Source organism: Neobacillus sp. NPDC093182 (assembly GCF_044754045.1).
Window position 1 is genome coordinate 181,121 of record NZ_JBIVOI010000008.1, and the last position, 19,360, is coordinate 200,480.

At 36.9% G+C, this 19,360-nt stretch carries 24 protein-coding genes and 2 pseudogenes; 3 read left to right on the forward strand and 23 right to left on the reverse strand.

Going from position 1 to position 19,360, the window contains the following annotated elements; all coding sequences use genetic code 11:
- Window positions 1–79: 79 nt before the first annotated feature.
- Window positions 80–1,012 (forward strand): DsbA family protein, encoded by a 933-nt coding sequence (locus ACIQAA_RS16165; RefSeq protein ID WP_402621595.1) that lies wholly within the window; start codon window positions 80–82, stop codon window positions 1,010–1,012.
- 64 nt (window positions 1,013–1,076) lie between these two features.
- On the opposite strand, the gene ACIQAA_RS16170 is transcribed toward ACIQAA_RS16165, so the two are convergent.
- From ACIQAA_RS16170 to ACIQAA_RS16280, 23 genes and pseudogenes are all read right to left on the reverse strand, one after another.
- The gene (locus ACIQAA_RS16170) at window positions 1,077–1,589 is read right to left on the reverse strand and encodes a CBO0543 family protein (protein WP_402621427.1); all 513 of its coding nucleotides are present in this window, start codon (window positions 1,587–1,589) and stop codon (window positions 1,077–1,079) included.
- A gap of 174 nt (window positions 1,590–1,763) precedes the next feature.
- Window positions 1,764–2,198, reverse strand: coding sequence for a CBS domain-containing protein (locus ACIQAA_RS16175; RefSeq protein WP_402621429.1), 435 nt, complete (start codon window positions 2,196–2,198; stop codon window positions 1,764–1,766).
- A gap of 125 nt (window positions 2,199–2,323) precedes the next feature.
- Window positions 2,324–2,512 carry a hypothetical protein gene (locus ACIQAA_RS16180; RefSeq protein WP_402621431.1) on the reverse strand — a complete coding sequence of 63 codons (189 nt, stop codon included), beginning with the start codon at window positions 2,510–2,512 and terminating at the stop codon, window positions 2,324–2,326.
- A 163-nt stretch (window positions 2,513–2,675) separates the two neighbouring features.
- Window positions 2,676–2,894 carry a hypothetical protein gene (locus tag ACIQAA_RS16185; RefSeq protein WP_402621432.1) on the reverse strand — a complete coding sequence of 73 codons (219 nt, stop codon included), beginning with the start codon at window positions 2,892–2,894 and terminating at the stop codon, window positions 2,676–2,678.
- A 127-nt stretch (window positions 2,895–3,021) separates the two neighbouring features.
- Window positions 3,022–3,282 carry a twin-arginine translocase subunit TatC gene (locus tag ACIQAA_RS16190; RefSeq protein ID WP_402621596.1) on the reverse strand — a complete coding sequence of 87 codons (261 nt, stop codon included), beginning with the start codon at window positions 3,280–3,282 and terminating at the stop codon, window positions 3,022–3,024.
- 205 nt (window positions 3,283–3,487) lie between these two features.
- Window positions 3,488–4,258, reverse strand: a complete 771-nt coding sequence (locus ACIQAA_RS16195) for an SDR family NAD(P)-dependent oxidoreductase (protein ID WP_402621434.1) — start codon at window positions 4,256–4,258, stop codon at window positions 3,488–3,490.
- Window positions 4,259–4,351: 93 nt separating this feature from the next.
- Window positions 4,352–4,510: an SDR family oxidoreductase gene (locus ACIQAA_RS16200; protein WP_402621598.1), complete on the reverse strand. Its 159-nt coding sequence runs from the start codon at window positions 4,508–4,510 to the stop codon at window positions 4,352–4,354.
- On the reverse strand, window positions 4,504–4,836 hold the full coding sequence (locus ACIQAA_RS16205; protein WP_402621436.1) for an SDR family NAD(P)-dependent oxidoreductase: 333 nt from the start codon (window positions 4,834–4,836) through the stop codon (window positions 4,504–4,506). Before ACIQAA_RS16205 ends, ACIQAA_RS16200 begins: the two co-directional genes overlap by 7 nt.
- An 88-nt stretch (window positions 4,837–4,924) precedes the next feature.
- On the reverse strand, window positions 4,925–5,902 hold the full coding sequence (locus tag ACIQAA_RS16210) for an ABC transporter permease (protein WP_402621438.1): 978 nt from the start codon (window positions 5,900–5,902) through the stop codon (window positions 4,925–4,927).
- 11 nt (window positions 5,903–5,913) lie between these two features.
- Window positions 5,914–7,425 carry a sugar ABC transporter ATP-binding protein gene (locus ACIQAA_RS16215; RefSeq protein WP_402621440.1) on the reverse strand — a complete coding sequence of 504 codons (1,512 nt, stop codon included), beginning with the start codon at window positions 7,423–7,425 and terminating at the stop codon, window positions 5,914–5,916.
- 54 nt (window positions 7,426–7,479) lie between these two features.
- Entirely contained in the window at window positions 7,480–7,713 is a 234-nt protein-coding gene (tatA, locus tag ACIQAA_RS16220) for a twin-arginine translocase TatA/TatE family subunit (protein ID WP_402621442.1), read from the reverse strand.
- A 32-nt stretch (window positions 7,714–7,745) separates the two neighbouring features.
- Window positions 7,746–9,032 (reverse strand): sugar ABC transporter substrate-binding protein, encoded by a 1,287-nt coding sequence (locus tag ACIQAA_RS16225; RefSeq protein ID WP_402621443.1) that lies wholly within the window; start codon window positions 9,030–9,032, stop codon window positions 7,746–7,748.
- 72 nt (window positions 9,033–9,104) lie between these two features.
- Window positions 9,105–9,908 (reverse strand): SDR family NAD(P)-dependent oxidoreductase, encoded by an 804-nt coding sequence (locus ACIQAA_RS16230; protein ID WP_402621445.1) that lies wholly within the window; start codon window positions 9,906–9,908, stop codon window positions 9,105–9,107.
- Between the two features lie 20 nt (window positions 9,909–9,928).
- Window positions 9,929–10,087 (reverse strand): annotated as a pseudogene (locus ACIQAA_RS16235) (NAD(P)H-dependent oxidoreductase); the annotation flags it as partial.
- A complete protein-coding gene (locus ACIQAA_RS16240; protein WP_402621447.1) occupies window positions 10,084–11,316 on the reverse strand; it encodes an acetyl-CoA C-acyltransferase in 1,233 nt (410 codons plus the stop codon). The gene ACIQAA_RS16240 and the pseudogene ACIQAA_RS16235, both read right to left, overlap by 4 nt.
- Window positions 11,317–11,348: 32 nt before the next feature.
- On the reverse strand, window positions 11,349–11,654 hold the full coding sequence (locus ACIQAA_RS16245; RefSeq protein ID WP_402621449.1) for a riboflavin kinase: 306 nt from the start codon (window positions 11,652–11,654) through the stop codon (window positions 11,349–11,351).
- A 126-nt stretch (window positions 11,655–11,780) separates the two neighbouring features.
- The gene (locus ACIQAA_RS16250; RefSeq protein ID WP_402621450.1) at window positions 11,781–12,815 is read right to left on the reverse strand and encodes a zinc-dependent alcohol dehydrogenase; all 1,035 of its coding nucleotides are present in this window, start codon (window positions 12,813–12,815) and stop codon (window positions 11,781–11,783) included.
- 41 nt (window positions 12,816–12,856) lie between these two features.
- Complete coding sequence (locus ACIQAA_RS16255; protein ID WP_402621452.1) at window positions 12,857–13,534, reverse strand: 3-oxoacid CoA-transferase subunit B; 678 nt, start codon at window positions 13,532–13,534, stop codon at window positions 12,857–12,859.
- On the reverse strand, window positions 13,534–14,196 hold the full coding sequence (locus ACIQAA_RS16260; RefSeq protein ID WP_402621453.1) for a CoA transferase subunit A: 663 nt from the start codon (window positions 14,194–14,196) through the stop codon (window positions 13,534–13,536). Before ACIQAA_RS16260 ends, ACIQAA_RS16255 begins: the two co-directional genes overlap by 1 nt.
- A gap of 71 nt (window positions 14,197–14,267) precedes the next feature.
- Window positions 14,268–14,423 carry a hypothetical protein gene (locus tag ACIQAA_RS16265; RefSeq protein ID WP_402621455.1) on the reverse strand — a complete coding sequence of 52 codons (156 nt, stop codon included), beginning with the start codon at window positions 14,421–14,423 and terminating at the stop codon, window positions 14,268–14,270.
- Window positions 14,424–14,467: 44 nt separating this feature from the next.
- A complete protein-coding gene (locus ACIQAA_RS16270; RefSeq protein WP_402621456.1) occupies window positions 14,468–15,679 on the reverse strand; it encodes an iron-containing alcohol dehydrogenase in 1,212 nt (403 codons plus the stop codon).
- A 23-nt stretch (window positions 15,680–15,702) separates the two neighbouring features.
- Window positions 15,703–17,121 (reverse strand): NAD-dependent succinate-semialdehyde dehydrogenase, encoded by a 1,419-nt coding sequence (locus tag ACIQAA_RS16275; protein ID WP_402621458.1) that lies wholly within the window; start codon window positions 17,119–17,121, stop codon window positions 15,703–15,705.
- A gap of 310 nt (window positions 17,122–17,431) precedes the next feature.
- On the reverse strand, window positions 17,432–18,277 hold the full coding sequence (locus ACIQAA_RS16280) for an N-acyl homoserine lactonase family protein (protein WP_402621459.1): 846 nt from the start codon (window positions 18,275–18,277) through the stop codon (window positions 17,432–17,434).
- 493 nt (window positions 18,278–18,770) lie between these two features.
- Here ACIQAA_RS16280 and ACIQAA_RS32420 point away from each other — a divergent pair.
- Both ACIQAA_RS32420 and ACIQAA_RS16285 read left to right on the forward strand, forming a co-directional pair.
- A pseudogene (locus ACIQAA_RS32420) lies at window positions 18,771–18,944 on the forward strand (AAA-type ATPase lid domain-containing protein); the annotation flags it as partial.
- A gap of 12 nt (window positions 18,945–18,956) precedes the next feature.
- Window positions 18,957–19,109, forward strand: a complete 153-nt coding sequence (locus tag ACIQAA_RS16285; protein ID WP_402621599.1) for a helix-turn-helix domain-containing protein — start codon at window positions 18,957–18,959, stop codon at window positions 19,107–19,109.
- The last annotated feature ends 251 nt before the right edge of the window (window positions 19,110–19,360 follow it).

Below are 19,360 nucleotides of genomic sequence, written 5' to 3' on the forward strand. Positions count from 1 at the left end.
GTATTGTTCTCTTTCATTATTTACTAAAATGCAATTATAAAGCAAATACAAAGAACTTAGGAGGAGTGAATAACAATTGATGAATAATAGTATGATTTGTGATTTGGAAACAGGTGTATGTGGAACAGCTGGAGAAGAAGAAATGGAAATGGTAGATTTTAATGCACCAAAAAAATCGATTGAAGTTTATTATGTAACGGATCCCATTTGCTCTCATTGCTGGGCAATTGAACCGGTTCTGCGTCGTTTTAAAGAGCAGTATGGACACTATTTTAATTTTCATCCGGTTATGGGTGGATTGCTGGAGAAATGGGGCGACGGTCCTGTTGATCCCGCAAACGGCATTTATGGACCTGCTGACGTTGTCCCTCACTGGAGGGAAGTAGGGGTTTATTCCCGTATGCCAATTGATGGGTCCCTCATGATTGACAATCCCGTTCAATCATCCTATCCGCCTTCCCGTGTATATAAAGTGATTCAAAAAAATCATAATGCTGCAATGGCCTATGAATATTTAAGACGTTCTAGAGAAGCCCTTTTCGCATTTAACCAAAATATTGCGGATCCATCCGTAATGATTGAAATCGTAAATACACTCGGTCTTGATGGAGATGCGATTGTGAAAGAAGCGGAACAGCCTGCAGGACAACAATTATTAAATGAAGATTTTGGTCTTGCAAGAAGCCTTGGTGTTCGAGGATTTCCAACAATTATTATGATTAATGAAGAAAATAAAGGGGTAAAAATGGTTGGGGGACGTCCGTTTGAATATTATGTGGACGGATTAAAGCAGGTTCTAAACAAGGAAGAACTCCAGCCAAAACCACTACCTTCTCTTTCAAGCTTACTTGAAAAAGAAAAACTATTATTTTCAAAAGAAATTGAAGTCATGTACGATCTTGAACAATTGGATATTAACGCTTTTGTTGAAAAAGAACTTTCACCAGCTCAATATCAAGTAAAGGAAATTCTAGGAGAATCCTACTTTACAACTAAGGGCCCAGTAAAATAAATAATCGACTAATAAAACAGAAGCAACTTCTCTATGTAAGTTGCTTTTGTTCCTTTCCGTGTCTTTACTTCATTTTATCTAACGTAACTTCGAATATCATGCATAATAACAGGGTAAAAGGAATTGAAATGAGTAGTGCAAGAATAGGTCTAGTAAAATGTAATCTAATGACAATAAACATGACCATCACAAATAATAGCGACCATCCGAGATTCCAGCCATTATGATAAGAAATTGCGCCTAGTTTTACAGATACATACTCTAAAACAATGAATACTAAGGTGAAAACTGAAACATAGATTCCCTTCTTGTTAATACTCGATTTATATGGGTATTTCGATAAAAACACCCATGTTGATAATGGCATACCAACTAATATAAGCAACAACATGGGGATTATGGAGTAAACAACCCCATTCGGTTCCATACTCCACAGTTGATATTTATAACAAAGAATTTCATACAGTGCATTCCCTAGTGCAGCAAATAACATAGAGGGATAATATTTACTCCAATCACGATCTCCAAATTTCATGGCCGCAATTATCCATGATATAGAGAGAACGATTGCTACCATAACCGAACACCTACCTTACAGGTAGTTTTCCAATAATAGTAAATCTTAAACCCCTGTCTCTTGTCATAAGTATATCCAATAACACAAAAGCCCTTCTAAACCTGAAGGGCTTTTTGTTATTCGTATTTTTTTATTTTTTATACGCGATTTACCATTGCGCTGAATAAACCCCGTTTATTGTTGAGGTGCAGAAGGAGTTGAAATACTTTGTAATGCCTGTTCTGCCTCGTTTGCATATTGATTTTGTACTGCTAAATCACCTAGAGCAACCATTCCTACTATTTGTCCATTTTCGGTTACCGGTAATCGGCGAATTTGCTGCTGTGCCATTAAATCTGCTGCTTGATGCACATCCATATCAGGTGTACCTTGTACAATTTTCTGTGCTGTCATGACTTCAGATACTGGTGTTTGTGGATTTTCTCCCTGTGCAGTCGTTCGAAGGGTAATATCACGGTCTGTTACAATTCCAACTATTTCTCTGTTGTTATTTACTACTGGAATAGCCCCGATATTATATTCGCTCATTAATGCGGCAGCTTCCTGTACCGTCTGTGTTGCGTTAACTGTAACAACATTTGATGTCATGATATCTCTTAATTGCGCCATATAAGTACCTCCAATTATATTTATCCTTTATAGGATGAGGAATATTGGCGATATTATTTATGGTAAATTTTATAAAATGAAATCTCTTCAATTAAAGCAGACGGTGATTACAAATACCTTTCTTATCATCTAACATATTTTAGACGATCGACAATTTTTACTGCTTCTTTAATCGGACCTTTATAAGAAAAGTGATAAACAAATCCATCACTTGTCTCCCAAGAAATGCTAGTGTATGCTTCGCGTCTTGTGCCTAGAATCGAAATATGCCCATCGTGAATGACTTTGCTTTTTAACCAATCTGCTTTCTTCATCGCTTTCGGATGTCTTTAATATGTTCAGCTTGAATTGATTCCTTAATATTATCAATTTTAATCTTTATCATTTTGCTTTGCCTCTAATTCATTTACATGTATTTGGAGTTTTTCTATTTGTTTCATTAAAACTTCAATTGTGTCTGAAATCTTTCTAGGTTCTTCATATTTTCTCAACTTCCCTTTCAGTATAGTTTAGTAGAAATTTATCATTAAACATTTTCATAATTCTATTTTGTATCAATGGCTCACCGATAGAATTAATAATATATAGCAACTCATTTTTTTGTTCCTCAGTCACATCTTCAATATTACAATCATTAATTGAAGAAATAACTTCTTTTATTTTGTTAGTTGCATACTCTCCCATTGTAGAGGACATAAAGAATCCATCTTTTAAAAGAGTGTGGATATTTGCCCCAAAAGTATTTATCATTTTTTTTTACGAAGAAACAAAGCAGATATGTACGCTAATGCCAGCTTCCTTTCGTGGGGATACAAACCAGGTTTTACATATAACCAAATTGCCAAGAAGCAATAGGTATTGTACCTGCAACAGCAATAATAGAAGATAGTTGAAAATACACCTTAACAACATCCCTTGGCCCTAAAACGAGCAACTTATTATGAGTATCGCCCATAAAAAAAAGATAAATATTTTTTACATAGATAAGCCCTATACCGAGAAAAATGACAAAAGCTAAACCAGTAATTATGATTCTTTTGCGTAATTCCTCTAAATGTTCAATGAAATTTACTTCTTTTTTTATTCAAATTTACCCCACCTTTCTTGATTAATTTTGAGAATTAATATACATCCAGAATTTCTTTAAGGCACAGGCTGTCGACATACCCAACAGCCTGTATGATTTTTAACCCCAATTGGCTGGTTTTAGCTTTTTATATAATAATGGTTATTAGAATTTAGTTTTAAAATAATTTATTAATAAGAATTTATCTACGAAGCTCTTTTTATTATTGCGCCGTATACCCGCCATCAATGACTAGTTGTGAACCTGTAACAAATTTTGCTTCATCTGATGCCAAAAATAGCACCCCATATGCAACGTCTTCCGGCTCCCCTGCATGTCCAATTGGGTGCTTACTCGCCATAAGTTTCTCATATGCCGAAAGACCTCCTTCCATCCTGGATCCTAGTTCCTTCACAAGTGAAGTCATGATTGTTCCAGGGTGAACGGAATTTACACGAATGTTATCTTTCCCATACGTTACAGCATCTTTTTTTGTCATTATTGTTACTGCTCCTTTTGCAGCATGATAAGGAGCTAATTCATGAGACCCAACCAATCCATAAATTGAAGAGAAGTTTACGATGCTACCCTGTTTATTTTCTTTCATATATGGAATTGCATGTTTTGTTCCAAAATATACACCTTTCACATCAACTGAGAAAACTTTATCCCATTCCTCTTCATCTACTTCATGAGTAGGTTTATCCACACCGGTAATTCCTGCATTGTTAATTAAAATATCTATTTTACCAAAAGACTCATAAACTTCTTTAAATACCGTCTCTACTTCTTTTTCAATAGCAACATTCAGCTTCCAAAACTTAGCCTTTCCTCCTGCTTGTTCAATTTCAAAAACTGTTTGAGATCCCAACTCTTCATTAATATCTGTAACTGCAACAATTGCTTTTTCTTTTGCAAAAAGCTGTGCTACCGCCTTGCCCATTCCATTTGCTGCACCTGTTATAATCGCCACTTTTCCACTTAAACGTGCCATACTTTCCTTCCTCTCAAATAAAATTACTTATTGCTAGCATCCATATAATAATTTTTAAAATCTCTCTAATCTATCAAATACTATATCCTCCAACTACAGATAAAGTTGACCAGTAATTGCACTTGCTGCATTCGATGCAAGAAATCCAATTACATTCGCAATTTCATCAGGATCAAGTAATCGCTGTTGTGGAGATTGAGACTTCCAAGTTTCTATTATTTCAGGATTTGATGCGCCTACACCTTCTAAAATAGATGTATGGTATAACCTGGAGAAACCGCATTTACTCGGATGTTTTTCTCAGCAAGTTTCGAAGCTAATACTCTTGTTAACTGAACAATTCCCGCTTTTGGAACATCATATCCGATATGATGTTCCGGACGAACTACCTTTAAACCAGCAATGGAAGCAACGCTTATGGTTGTCCCATTCTTTTGCTCACTCATAATCTTTCCAAATTCCCGAGACATAAAAAACGCACCATCTAAGTTAACTGCCATCATTTTACGCCATTCTTCATCATTGGTTTCCAGAGCTATTTTATCATTCAGTGAAAATAACCGTAAAATATGACTCATTTGTAACGTCTCTTAATGATATTTTTTCACTTAGAATAGTACCAGTATTGATTCCCCAATCACGATTTTACTAAGTTAGCATAATACTTCACTTCGTAAGTGAAAATTTCGAACGATCAATCGTAGCTGCTACAGCTGCGATTACAACAATTCCTTTTATCATATCCTGAATATATGGGTGTATCCCTGTTATATTCATCCCATTAGATAACACGGTGATAACCAATACACCAATAATTGTTTTATGAGGTCCACCAATCCCTCCTGAAAGTGCGGTTCCTCCAATCACGGCTGCTGCGATAGAGTCAAGTAGATAAGGATCCCCCGCTCTTGGTGTTCCTGCACCAATTCTAGCAGTCAGTAATGCGCCTGCCAGGCCACAAAGCACCCCTGAAATCATGAATACAAGCACTTTTAATCGTTTTACTTTTATTCCAGATAGTTCAGCGACCTTTTCTCCGCCGCCAACAGCAAAAACATTACGTCCAAATACAGTTCTTGAAGTAATAAATACCATCACGATAAAACAGATAATCGAAAATAAAAATAGGTTTGGAATCCCTGGAATTAACATTCCTTGAGATAAACTACTAAATTGGGCATTAGAAAACAGAATTGGTCTCCCATTTGATATAAAATTCGATAAACCCGTAAAAGCAGATAACATTCCCAGCGTGACAAGAAAGGAAGGGATTCTGAATGCTGTAAAAACTACTCCATTTATTAAACCGGCAACCAAGCCAACAAGCATGGCTACTCCAACAGCGCCAACTCCCAATGATGGTATTGTAAAGGCCGAAATGGTTCCACTCAATGTCACAATAGCTCCAACAGATAGGTCAATTGATCCAATTAAAATAACAATTGTACCAGCTAAGGCAACAACTAATAATATTGACATCTCTCTTAGTAGGTTCGATAGATTGTTAGAGGATAAAAAGTTTTCATTCAAGAAAGTAAACACCATCATTAAAATAGCTAATGTTATTATTGGAAGAAAAACCCCTTTTAAATTTGTTCGATCTGTCCTCCAGGGTAATGGCAATACCTGTTTAACTGTATTCATCTTTTTTCCTCCTATACCATATGTTTTACAATATCAACTTCATGCGGTTTGTTATCAGGCGGGGCTTTGACAACTGCTTTAATTTCTCCATCCTTCATTGCAAAGATTCGATTGCAGAGACCAATTAACTCCAACAAATTTTCAGTGCTAACAACAATGGAAACACCATTATTTGTTAGCTCACGAAATAATTTGTATATTTCCTGTTTAGCCCCAACATCAATTCCCCTTGTTGGCTCTTCAACTACAACCACTCGAATATCATTTCGGATTAACCATTTGCCTATTACAATTTTTTGTTGATTTCCACCACTCAAATTTTCTGTTAATGTTTCAATACTTTTTGTCTTAACTCCAATTTTCTTAATATATTCACCTGTTCGTTCTCGTTCACCAGCTAAGTTTAAAATCCGACTAGATTTATAGACGAATGGTGTAACAAGCGAGAAATTCCAGTTTACAGAATGAGGTAAAATTACACCCTCCTCTTTTCTTTCAGGTGGAACAAAGCACATTCCTTTTTTAATCATTTGAGGAAGGGTGTCTTTTGAAGTGTCTCTTTGAAGAAAAAAAACCTTACCGCTTTCCGGTTTAATTACTCCCGCCATAACTCGACTCAATTCCGAACGGCCTGAACCAAGCATTCCCGCTAAGCCAATTATTTCTCCTTCTTTTAAATCCAAGGAGATATTTTCAAATACACCCTTTAAAGTTACATTCTTTAAACTTAAAACTACTTCCTCATTTGGAGTCCTCTGCAAATTTTCTTGATAAAATTCGGAATCTCTTTTACGCCCTACCATTAATTGGTGAAGATCATCTTCCGTTGTCTCTTGAGTGACCGACATTGAAGTAACAACCTTGCCATCTTTCATCGCGATCAATCGATCGCATAACTCAATTGTTTCATTTAATCGATGGGAAACGAAAATAAAAGATGTATGGCTTTTGTTATTTTTTATTATGTTCATAAATAACTCTAGTTGATTTTTAGAAAGGGCCTCTGAAGGTTCATCCAATAAAATAACTCGCCTGCCGTTAATTACTTTGGTTTGCATAAAAGCTTTACCTATTTCCAGGAATTGTCTAATACCTATTGGTAAATTTCCAGTCAACACTGTTGGGTCTACATCAATTCCTAGCATTTCAAACACTTCTTTACATTTGTTAATCATTATTTTTTTATTATCGAGAACACGAGTAGGCTGCCGGCCTAAAAACATATTTTCAAAAACAGGGATTGTTGGAATTAAATTCTGTTCCTGAAACACCATGCCTACTCCATGATTTGTAGCATCTAGTGTGTTTGAGAACTTAACCGTTTCACCCTCACACTGAATTTGGCCGGAATCTGGTGAAATGACACCGGAAAGAATTTTTAACAAAGTAGACTTTCCGGCCCCGTTTTCCCCAACAAGGCCTAATATTTCATTCTCATATAATTCAAAACTAACATTTTCTAAAACTTTAGTTGTCCCATAACTTTTGTCAATTTCTTTAGCACTTAGAAGAACTCTTCTCATCAGTAATCCCTCCAATAACTTAAACACCGAGAGCATAAACCTGCTGCAAATCTTTTAGTTTTTCTTTACCATATTTACCAAAGTATTCTTACCATCTTTCTCTTGAGCAACATCCTTTTCATCTTTAAGCGGCTCAGTCACTTCGTTAATTACATCTTGAGTTGATCTTCTAAATTCCGATAATGTTGTACCTACTGCTCTTCCTAACTGCGGTAATTTATTAGGACCAAAAACCAATAGTGCTAAAACAAGAATTATTATAAGCCCTGGTACTCCAATATTTGCCATTTGAAATCCTCCTTTTAAATTTTCACAAGTTTCTATATAAATTTTTTCTTATATTGTTTTTGATAAAGTTCAGTGACTCTTTTCCATTCGCCTTTTGATTTAGCCGTTTTATATTCAGAAGGTAAACCCATACCTGAATTTACTTTTTTACCATTCCAATATTCCCAAACATCAATTGGTGACATACCTAGCTGAGGGTCCCAGTTATTAGGAGTTAATGTCCGAGACATTTTTACCCAATCAAACCCGGTTGTCTTGCCGCCATACATTTTATCGTAAACCTGTTGTGCGTTATCTTTAGTAACAAAAACCGGATCATGGAACATCATCCTTTCAGGTACACTTGGCTTCCAGCCATTCATTGCATCAAATATTTGAACTAACGCATTCCCGCCTTCATGTGTTGTAACCATCGCACTTGTACAAAGAACATCTCCGTTGATAACTGATTTCAACCCTTCTGGAGTTCCGTCCATACTAACCACTGGCACATTAACCTTTCTCTCTTTTAAAGCTTGTAGAATTCCTTGTGTTTGATCATCATTTTGCCCAATAACCCCATCAAAGCTATTTGCGCTAACAAGTAAATCTTCCATTGCCTTTTTGGAATCAATTCGGTTCCAGTTTCCTGGTTGACCAGTAATAATTTTTATATCTGGGTATTCTTTTAAAGCTTTTTTAATTCCAAAGGTTCGCCCGTCATCTGAACTTGTTCCTGGAAATCCTGGGATGTGAAGAACCGTTCCTTTACCTCCAATTTTCTTAAATAGCGCAACGGCAATATCATAGCCCATTCGTCTTCCATCATATTCACTATATTGAACATAGTAATCACCAACGTTTAATGGTGTAAACCAAGCAGGTGTATTCCAGATATTAACCATGTATAATTGTTTATTCTGACATGCTTGAGCAAATGTTGGAACAACACCAGCAGTCGGTGCATACGTGATAATCCCTTTTCCTTGGTTTGTTGATAATTGATCAACTTGAGAAAGTTGAAGTGCACTATCTCCATTGTGCTGCTGAAACATATGTGAAATCCCTAGTGCAGCAGCTGCTTCCTTCACCGAATTATCAAACACTGAAAAGTAAGTGTTTTCTAGATTAAATGTCTGATTTGAAATCGTTCCATGGATTAATCCATTCTTTCCCTTTCCCCCACTACTATTATTTTTGGAAGTGGTAGAAGCTATATTACTACAAGCAGCTAGTAAACCACCTGAACCAGCCAATACGCCTAGTGCTAATGTTGTTTTTAATGATGAACCTATAAAGCTCCTTCTACTCATCTCTTTTTCAAAGCCAAATTTATTCACTTTTTATCCCCCTTTTTATTTCAAAAAATTCTGAATATTAATCACATAATTTCTTCAGTTTTTTATGTCTCCTTATTCTACAACAATTTCGTTTTCTACTAATTTTGTAAAACGAATACCTGTTGAATAGGCACCATCGATCGAAATATTACTTCCAGATATATAGCTAGCCTTATCAGAAGCTAAGTAGGTAAATAAGTTAGCCACTTCACCAGGTTTTGCCAACCGACCGGCAGGACTATTTCGAAGAATGGAAGGACCGTCCGCATCTCCTCGTTCGATTGCCGCAAGCATTGCTTCAGTTTCAACATAACCCGGTGAAACAGAGACCACTTCGATATTATATTTTCCCCATTCCATTGCTAATTGCTTCGTCAAATGAATAATCCCTGCTTTGGCAACATTATAGGCAACCAGAAACGGAACAGGAGTAATGCCTACAAATGAAGACATGTTGACTATACGGCCTTTGTTCTGAGGAACAAAGAAGTCTTTTGCAAAAATCCGACTAACTAAAAATGTTCCTTTGAGATTAACATTGACATTCAAATCCCATTGTTCACTGCTTGTTTCAAGAGCAGTATTATACGTATAAACCCCCGCGTTATTAATTAACACATCCACTTTGCCAAATACAGCCTTTGTGTAAGAAGAAAGTTCGTGGATATCGCTTTCATTTTGAACGTCCATTTGATATACAAAGCATTGTCTCCCCATTTTTTCAACGAGTTTTTTTACTTTTTCAGCTTTACTATGTTGAGTTCGATAAGTGATCAGGACATTAGCACCACTTTCTGCTAGTTTCAAAGCAATTTCTTTACCAATCCCCTCGCTCCCACCGGTAACCACCACATTTTTTCCAGATAGCAAATTCATATAACTCCTCCTTGCAATATTGGGTCACGACCATCACAAAATTGGACATCAAATTGCTTTAGGTCACGCAACTCTACTTCCACTTCTGGATATCTACTTTGTACTTCCTCAAGTACTTTACTTACCACTACTGCTGTTTTTGATCCTGCAATTGTCCCCGATATACCCAGAAGCTTCATACTAGTTTCTCCCACCATTCTTTATCTATATTTTCTACAACTGTCGCAATGCCCTGTCCAACACCGATACACATAGAGGCTAATCCGTACCTTGCATTTCTTTTTTTCATTTCATGTATAAGAGTAGTTAAAATTCTTGCTCCACTTGCACCAAGAGGATGCCCTAAGGCAATGGCACCCCCGTTAACATTTACCTTACTAGGGTCTAGCTCCAACTGCCTGATTGATTCAATCGCTTGAGAAGCAAATGCTTCATTAATTTCCGCTAGATCAATGTCAGCGCTTGTTAAGCCTGCACGATTCAAGGCTTTTTTTGAAGCATAGATAGGTCCCAACCCCATGATGGAAGGCTCAAGTCCTGCTGTGCCCGATGCACGGTAACGAACAAGTGGAGTAATCCCTAATTGTTTAGCTTTTTCAGAGCTCATTAACAATAATGCCGACGCACCATCATTCACCCCTGAAGCATTCCCAGCTGTTACGGTGCCTCCTTTTAATAAGGGACGCAGTTTAGCTAGTTGATCTAAACTTGTATCGGTCCTTGGATGTTCATCCGTATCTACAACTATTTCATTTCCTTTTTTTTCTTTGTATGTGACAGGAATAAGTTCACAGGTGAACCGTCCTGATTCAATAGCCTGTTTCGTTTTTAATTGACTATCATAAGCAAATTGATCTTGTTCTTCTCTTGAGATTCCGAATCGTTGTGCAACATTCTCAGCTGTTTGCGGCATCGAATCTGTGCCGTACATTTCCTGGAATTTAGGATTCACGAAGCGCCAGCCAATAGTTGTGTCCTGTAACTCCATATTTCCCCTTGGATATTCTATTTCCGGTTTACCCATGACGAATGGTGCCCTGGTCATACTCTCTGTTCCACCGGCAATAAAAATTTCCCCATCCCCTGCCAAAATAGAACGTGCTGCATAATGAACGGCATCCATTCCAGATCCACATAAACGGTTTAAGGTTGTGCCTCCTACTTCTATAGGTAATCCAGCTAATAATGCCGACATTCTTGCTACATTTCTATTTTCCTCACCTGCACCATTGGCGTTTCCAAATACGACTTCCTCGATCTTTTTTATTGGCACTCTAGGATTACGCTTTAACAATGCTTGAATAACAATAGCTCCTAAATCATCTGGACGTATCGACTGTAGTGCTCCCTTGTAACGTCCAATCGGTGTTCTTACAGCATCTACAATTACAACTTCTTGGCTATTCACCTAAATCACCTACATTTCTTTGAAAAGCTCTATTAGACTGCCTTTTCATTGATCTCAATCTCCTTCTGCCAAAATTTATTCAGTTGTTTTTTGACTTCACAGGAGACAGATGGCCTTTTATCTTTAAAAGTTGGCCTCACACCAATGTTCATTACCCCATTATATGAAAAATTCCCGTGATAGACATTTACCCCATAAACACCTCTTTGAAGAAAAGATTCTACATTTGAACTTACTCCTAGGTTTGCAGTAGGAAATCCTATTTTCCTGTCAACCTGGCGTCCTTTAACGACTTGGCCTTTAATGATCATTTCTTTATAGCTGTCTATCACAATCATTATTTCACCTACAATCGTATTAAATTGTTAAACTAAATTGCTTTTGGTTGTTTAAGATAGGAGGATTTTTTCCGGTTGATCGTGTATAAATATCCATGCAGTTCATTTTCCCCTCCCATTAGATCGTTATTCAAAGTGTATAACCGGCTTAATAGCTATTTTTGAAACCCCATCCTCAAATGCCTGTAAACTATTTTCAAAAGTATAGTTACTTATTAAAGGTTTTACATCTATTCTTCCACTTGCCAGAAGTTGAAGTGCTTGTGCATAATGTTTCCATGCGGAAGTGTAACTTGTATGGAATGTAATCTCCGCGCGGACCAGCTTGGTTAAATCTAATGGCAACGGTCTAGAATAGATTCCGAAGGCTGTAAAATGCCCTCCTCGTTTTAATAGAGTTAATCCTTCTTCAACTGCCGGGATTGCACCTGAAGCATCAAGAACGACATCCACTTCACAAACACCCCATTCCTTTTCAATCTGTTTAGCCACCGAACCCATACTTGTATTAAACGTAGAGAATCCCATTTCTCTTGCAATAGGAAGTCTGGTCTCTTCATCTAAATTTGTTCCAACAACTCCAACTTTTGTAGCTCCTTTAATGTAGGCAGCTTGAGCAGCAATCAACCCTTGGATCCCAGGTCCGTAAACTATTACTTTATCTCCAGGGGTAATGTTACTATGATCGAAAACAGCATTAAGACTAACGGAAACCGGTTGAGCAATAGCTCCCTCTTCAAAGGATAAACCTTCTGGAAGGTAATGGAGGCTGTATTCTGGTACTGCTATAAATTCAGCCATTGCTCCATTCAAATGGAGGCCTGTCATTTGAGAATCCAAGCAGATATCAGTTAGCCCCTTCTTGCAATTTTCACATTTCCTGCAGTAGCGGTTGGACTCCCCCATTACTCGATCGCCAGGCTTAAATCCTTTAACCTTTGAACCAACTTCTTCAACAAAACCGCTGAATTCATGCCCAATAATTAAAGGCGTTTTAATGAATTCGTAGCCAGGAGTGTATTCATAGACATGTAAATCGGTTCCACAAACAGCTACATTAACCACTTTTACCAACACTTCGTCCTCATTAATTTTCGGGTTTTTTTCCTCACGTATTTCTAATGCTTTTTCTTTTTTCTCAGCCTTTACAAGTGCTTTCATCTTCCTTTTCCCCTCTGCTCATTAAAGATATTTAAAATTGGTCACCAAATTTTCAAATGGTCGGAAACCCGATAATTTGCCGGAGTAATTTCTTTTAACTCTTCCAATGTTATATCCGATGAAATCTCACACAGTACCATACCAGCCTCATCAAAACAAAAGACGGCAAACTCAGTAATGAGAATATCCACTTCTTGCTCGGCAGTTAAAGGATAATCACACTTTGACAGGATTTTTGGATTTCCTTCCCTAGTCAAATGGGTTGTTGTAACGATAACTTTTTTTGCACCAACAACTAAATCCATTGCACCACCTACACCAAGCACTGCTTTTCCAGGCGCTGCCCAGTTGGCAATATCCCCTTTTTCACTAATTTGAAGTGCTCCAAGTACCGCTGTATCAATATGTCCTCCCCGAATCATGGCAAAAGACTGGGCGCTATCAAAATAAGAACAGCCAATGGTTTCTGTAATGTGCTTCTTCCCCGCATTTATAATTTGTTTATCCTCTTCTCCTGGATTTGGGGTTGGACCAACACCAAGCATTCCATTTTCTGTATGCATAAAAATAATGCCTTGAGGAACGATATCTGCAATGATTGTTGGAATACCAATACCTAAATTAACTACTTGATTTCTCTTTAAAAATTCTGCTGCTTTTCTGGCAATTCGTTCTTTAACCTGCTTGGTTTCACTTTTTACTTGTTTGGTTTGAGTCATTATAGATTTACCTCACTTTTAACAATCATGTCGACAAAAATATGAGGAGTTACAATCTCTTCGGGATCTAGTTCACCTGGTTCAACAATTTCATCTACCTCTGCTATGCAGATATCCGCAGCCATTGCCATTACAGGATTAAAATTTCTTGCAGTTTTGTAATATACTAAGTTACCATTTTTGTCAGCCTTCCAAGCCTTAATTAAAGATACATTGGCATGAATTGGCTTTTCGAAAACATACTTCACGTCATCAATCCATCTGTATTCCTTATTTTCAGCCAAAATTGTATTTGCAGATGTTTTAGTATAAAACCCGCCAATTCCTGCCCCTGCTGCCCGGATCGCTTCTGCCAACGTTCCTTGAGGTACTAATTCAACGTCCAGTTGATTTTTTTCTACGAATTTAATTACATCGGGATTACTGGTAAAAAAAGATCCAATCGCTTTTTTTATCTTATATTGATGGAGAATTTTTCCTAGTCCTTTCCCATTTGGTTCTCCAAGATTGTTACTAATGATGGTTAAATCCTTAACAGAATGCTTAGCCAATGCCTCAACCAATGTAAGCGGACACCCAATAAGCCCGAACCCTCCTACCATGATGCGGTCTTTATCTTTCACAATAGAAATTGCTTCTGAGGCAGATTTAATCTTACTCACTGCTATACCTTCTTTCTCTATTAAATTTAATCAATGCATGTAAATTATTTAGGTTTAACACTTATATCTTTTTATACTTTTTTAACAACATAATTCTCTTTTCTAATTGTTGACAGCAACTTTATTACATCTGGATGGGAAATATCCTTAATTTTCATCAATTGATCCATATCCTGACGATATTTTTTAATGCTATTAGTTAAGTCCATCGCATTCTTATGAATCATTGGAATTCTCCTTTTCAGCAAATTTCAATTAAAGCCAGAGATCTTTAATAGTTAATAGCCATAGTTGCTTTATACTGCGGGAGTAATTGTTGATATAAAGCTCTTACTTCTTCTTTAGATGGTTTGCGTGGATTATTTGGGAATGTTCCACGGTCATCCATTGCATCACGCGTTAGACCTTCGATGACCTCTTCATCTATTACTTCTGATAAATAATTGAAGTTTTCAGGTATATCCAGTTTTCTAGCAAAATTCTTCAAGTGATCAACTAATTTTTCTGCAGCTTTATATACACTTAAATTCCTTGTTTCCTCTTCAAAAAGGTAAGCTACCTCTGCATATTTCTCGTAATTGGCAATTAAATTGAACTCCATCACATACGGAAGAATAATAGCATTAGCCAAACCATGTGGTACTTCAAACCATGCAGTCATTGGATGTGATAGTGAATGTACAAGGGCCGTTCCGGACATTGAGAAAGATAAACCAGCAATCGTACTGGCTAAGAGGACTTGTGCCTTTGCCTCCTCATTGGTCGGATCAGCATAAGACTTCGGCAAATATTTCCTAAGCATCTTGATTGCCTCAAGTGCAAGTGCATCACTAATTGGCTGTGCTCTATTATTGACATATGATTCAATCGAATGTACAAGCGCATCCATTCCAGTGGCAGCAATGAGTTTAGGCGGTAAAGAGTACGTCATCACTGGATCAACAAAGGCACAAGTTGGAATAAGATATGTGCTGGCTAAAACGAATTTCCTTTTTTGTCTCGTGTCAGTGATTACAGCAACGTTTGTAACTTCACTCCCTGTACCAGCCGTCGTTGGAATCATGATCGTTGGAGGCAGCGGACCTTTTATAGTCTTTTTTCCTCTTCCATACTGATTCACATCTCCTTCATTGACACTGGCAACCGCAATGGCTTTAGCTGCATCAAGGCTGCTTCCCCCGCCTATTGCTACAATTCCAGTGCAATTATGTTGAAAATATACTTTTCTTCCTTGATGAACTGCTTCCATTGTTGGATTTGGTTCGACTTCAGCAAAAATAAAAGGTTCAACGCCACCTACCCTTAATGAATCAGCGATACCATCAATTATCCCTAAATTTTTCAATCCAGAATCACTAACAATCAGGACTTTCTGTACATTTAAATCTAGTAATTTGTTAGCCAGATCACTTGCAACAATTCCTTTTCCAAAAACAATTTCAGTAGGTAAAATGGAATTGAATTTCTGATTAATTAGTCCCATAGTAGTACCTCCTTTTGTCTAATTTAACGAAGAGCGATGGAGACAAATTTAGATTCCATATACTCATCAATGCCATGTCCGCCTTCTCTTCCAAGACCGCTTTCTTTAAACCCGCCAAATGAACCTTCGACTGCGAATGGATATGGGTCATTTATTCCCACAATTCCAAATTCCAGCTTTTCCATGACTTTATAAGCTCGTGAAAGGTCATTTGTAAAAAAATAAGCAGCCAATCCATATTGTGCATGATTTGCTTTTTCTATCACTTCTTCATCAGACTCAAATCGGAATACAGGAGCAACAGGCCCAAATGTCTCTTCGTAAGATATTTTCATCCGCTCGTCTACATCCGTTAATAATGTAGGTTGGTAGAAGTATCCGTTCGTGTAGGGTCCTTCTTTTAATTGTTTTCCACCAGCTACTAAGGTAGCTCCCAAGTTTACAGCGTCCTCTACATGTTCTTGTACTTTTTGGATAGCCGCTTCATTAATGAGAGGACCTACTTCACAAGAATCATCGATTCCATTTCCAACTTTAAGCTGCTGGATTCTTTTTGCATATTTGGCTATGAATTCATCATGAATATTGTTGTGTACATATATACGATTGGCTGAGGTACATTGTTGGCCCGCACAGCCGAATTTAATCGTAATTGCACCTTCAACAGCTAAGTCAAGATCAGCATCTTCAAATACGATATAAGGCGCGTGCCCACCAAGCTCCATTGATACACGTTTTAGAGTATCCGCTGATTTTCTCACTAACTCTTTTCCGACTTCTGTTGAACCAGTAAATGAAACTTTGCGTACTTTTGGACTTACAAGTAAGGGATCAGTCACTTCTTTTGCAGAACCAATCACTAAGTTAACAATCCCAGGTGGAAATTCGCATTCTTCAAAGATTTTAAATAGTTCAATTGCACTTGACGGTGATGCATTTGAAGGCCGAAGAATAACTGTACAACCGGCTGCAAGTGCCGGAGCCAGTTTTCTAGCTCCCATTGATAAAGGGAAATTCCAAGGAGTGATAGCTGCGACAATTCCAACCGGCTGCTTAATTTCCATTAAGCGCTTATTCGGTTTTGTCGAAGGAATCGTTTCACCATATGTTCTTCGTGCCTCTTCTGCAAACCATTTAAAAAAAGAAGAAGTACTATCTACTTCATAACGCGCATTCGTAATGGCTTTACCCATTTCGGAGGTGATAGTTTTCGCCAGTACTTCTTTTTTTTCAAGCAACTTCGCAGCTACTTTCTCCAAATACTGTGCTCTTTCAATCGCAGGGAGCACCGACCACGTAGAAAAAGCTTTTTCTGCGGCCTCAATTGCTTTTTGTACATGAGAACCATCTCCTGCATATACTTCTTGATATGTTTCAAGGGTTGCAGGATTTTTTATTGTAATTTTTTTTTGTGTTTCAATCCACGTTCCATTGATATACATGATAATAACCCCTTTGCATGACTTTAAAATATGAATACCATAGAAGTAACAATGGTATCCATTTTTAATCCAATTGCTAATTCTTTGTTTAATTACCTTATATGAATTGTTAAATATCGTAAACTACTAACGTTGAATCAAAATATTGGAGTCTGCTTTTTGTACGATTACTTCTTGTCCTGCAATAGTTGGTAAATAAAACATTGAAAATTCCATTTTTTACTCTTCATAAGTTTTCATTAATTTTTATTAAATAAACCCTATTGGGCTATAAAATTGATAAGTTATCTTTAATTTAATGCGGTTTCAATTAATCATATAATGAATCAGGCCACAATCTTAGTTTCGATTCCTCTCTTAATGGATGGCATGAACATTTATGATGAATGACATTATGATCATGTCCAGGGATAATCATCGCATCATATGCTTTTTGTAAAAGCTTTATTTTGTTTAATGATTGACGCCATTCGTCACGGTTATTGTCAATCATTGCACCGTTTCCGGTATGATAGCTGTCTGCTAAATATAAGGAATCACCGGAAAGAATAATGGTTCCACAATGCTCGAGTTCAATCATTAATCCCATTGTTCCCCAAGTATGACCCGGAAGACTGATCGCACGAATTCCTTTCATAATTTCCTGGTCTCCATAAAGAGTTGTATACTTGAGTCCGCTTACACTATAGTCCGAAGATAAAAAGAAGTTATGGGCATTCTTTCCATCAGCCTCCAATTGCGCAACACCTGTTAATTCTTTTTCATGAACGAGAATTTTTGCATCAGTTCCTGCAAAAAGGCGTGCATTACCAGCATGATCAGAATGTAAATGGCTAAGAAACACATATTTAAAATCAGAGGGTTCTAATTTTAATTGCTTAAGCCGAGCTTCAAAATATTCCTCGTCAGAAGCATTTGTGTAGTCTGTGGTGTCAATCCATTCTTGTGGCCATTCCTTTTGCCACCCTCTCCAAATCGACGCATCAAAGAGCATTTTGCCATCCGGATGGTCAATAACATAAGTGAAGGAAGGGCAGTTATACCATTCACGCTGTTTATTCTTGTTGTATACATTAAGTTGTGCGCCTGCTAATAATGCATCACGATCTAAACCAAAAGTTCCGCATTGAAGTGCTTTAATTGTTATTTTCCCCATCTTACCTCTCCTTTGCAAAAAAAATTGTAATTTTCATTACTTGCCTTTTTATAATGCAATTAACGTGCCAATGCGATTAATATTAAAAAGAACTTAATATACTCTCATAAAAATGTATAAAAAAAACAATCAAAGTGAAAACTTAATATCTAAAAGGGAATTAATGATTAGGAATAAAGTGACTAAAAACGATACAATTGTTTGAAAAGTGTTTCAAAATTGTTTAAAAACTTTAGTCCAGGAATTTAGAGGCATAGATCTTCCGGATATTAAATGGGTTTTCCTTGTAAGCACAAAATAGCATTAAATCTGGGGGAAGCGAGAGCAGATAATTAATTGGTGAATCAAAATAATACAATTGTTTAAATATTGTATTATTTTGAACCTATCCGTTGAAATTTTATATATAATTATGTATTAATTGGAATTTATAATTTTTTGAAGACTCGACCAGCATCTTACATGATTTTTTTAGAAGGTATCATTTACCAAAGAAACAATAGAATATTTAGGATCCTACCCTTGGCGTGGAAATGTAAGGGAGCTTGTAAACAGCATCCACAGATTAGTTGTTTTGGCGACTGAAGAACAAATCACACTAGAAAATATCAATGATGTTTTAGATAATTATAAAAAGAATACTGAGGCACTGATAGTTGAGTCATGAGAAGTATTAACCATCAACGAAGTAGAAAGAAAAGAAATCTTAAGCACCCTTCATTACTATAACGGAAACCTCACAAAAGCAGCAAAAGAACTGCAAATTTCTCGTGCAACGCTTTATAGAAAAATGGAAAAATACAATATTACAAAAGATAAAGTTATCAAATAATTTATTAGCCCTTACAATAAAATCCAGAGCATTCTATTATGTCAATCGCAAAATGCAGCGGAAAAGTGCAAACCGATTTGAGGAGACAATCCTGCAAAATTAATTTGCAACGTTTGTGCAATATATGTGCAATTTCACCTAACTCGGTGGTTGGGTTGAAGAAATGAACGAATTGAAAAAGCGTCAAACCCTTGTTTCACAAGAGTTTGACGCTTTTGGAAATGATGACCTGTACAGAGCTCGAACCTGTG

What these genes read in the sequence shown, in the direction of transcription:
- ACIQAA_RS16170 (WP_402621427.1), bottom strand. Translation starts at nt 1,589, where the DNA reads ATGGTAGCAATCGTTCTCTCTATATCATGGATAATTGCGGCCATGAAA.
- ACIQAA_RS16250 (WP_402621450.1), bottom strand. Translation starts at nt 12,815, where the DNA reads ATGAAAGCACTTGTAAAGGCTGAGAAAAAAGAAAAAGCATTAGAAATA.
- ACIQAA_RS16210 (WP_402621438.1), bottom strand. Translation starts at nt 5,902, where the DNA reads ATGAATACAGTTAAACAGGTATTGCCATTACCCTGGAGGACAGATCGA.
- ACIQAA_RS16245 (WP_402621449.1), bottom strand. Translation starts at nt 11,654, where the DNA reads ATGATTGTGATAGACAGCTATAAAGAAATGATCATTAAAGGCCAAGTC.
- tatA (WP_402621442.1), bottom strand. Translation starts at nt 7,713, where the DNA reads ATGGCAAATATTGGAGTACCAGGGCTTATAATAATTCTTGTTTTAGCA.
- ACIQAA_RS16185 (WP_402621432.1), bottom strand. Translation starts at nt 2,894, where the DNA reads ATGTCCTCTACAATGGGAGAGTATGCAACTAACAAAATAAAAGAAGTT.
- ACIQAA_RS16230 (WP_402621445.1), bottom strand. Translation starts at nt 9,908, where the DNA reads ATGAATTTGCTATCTGGAAAAAATGTGGTGGTTACCGGTGGGAGCGAG.
- ACIQAA_RS16180 (WP_402621431.1), bottom strand. Translation starts at nt 2,512, where the DNA reads ATGAAGAAAGCAGATTGGTTAAAAAGCAAAGTCATTCACGATGGGCAT.
- ACIQAA_RS16175 (WP_402621429.1), bottom strand. Translation starts at nt 2,198, where the DNA reads ATGGCGCAATTAAGAGATATCATGACATCAAATGTTGTTACAGTTAAC.
- ACIQAA_RS16255 (WP_402621452.1), bottom strand. Translation starts at nt 13,534, where the DNA reads ATGACTCAAACCAAACAAGTAAAAAGTGAAACCAAGCAGGTTAAAGAA.
- ACIQAA_RS16270 (WP_402621456.1), bottom strand. Translation starts at nt 15,679, where the DNA reads ATGGGACTAATTAATCAGAAATTCAATTCCATTTTACCTACTGAAATT.
- ACIQAA_RS16275 (WP_402621458.1), bottom strand. Translation starts at nt 17,121, where the DNA reads ATGTATATCAATGGAACGTGGATTGAAACACAAAAAAAAATTACAATA.
- ACIQAA_RS16215 (WP_402621440.1), bottom strand. Translation starts at nt 7,425, where the DNA reads ATGAGAAGAGTTCTTCTAAGTGCTAAAGAAATTGACAAAAGTTATGGG.
- ACIQAA_RS16205 (WP_402621436.1), bottom strand. Translation starts at nt 4,836, where the DNA reads ATGAGTCATATTTTACGGTTATTTTCACTGAATGATAAAATAGCTCTG.
- ACIQAA_RS16280 (WP_402621459.1), bottom strand. Translation starts at nt 18,277, where the DNA reads ATGGGGAAAATAACAATTAAAGCACTTCAATGCGGAACTTTTGGTTTA.
- ACIQAA_RS16165 (WP_402621595.1), top strand. Translation starts at nt 80, where the DNA reads ATGAATAATAGTATGATTTGTGATTTGGAAACAGGTGTATGTGGAACA.
- ACIQAA_RS16265 (WP_402621455.1), bottom strand. Translation starts at nt 14,423, where the DNA reads ATGATTCATAAGAATGCGATGGACTTAACTAATAGCATTAAAAAATAT.
- ACIQAA_RS16195 (WP_402621434.1), bottom strand. Translation starts at nt 4,258, where the DNA reads ATGGCACGTTTAAGTGGAAAAGTGGCGATTATAACAGGTGCAGCAAAT.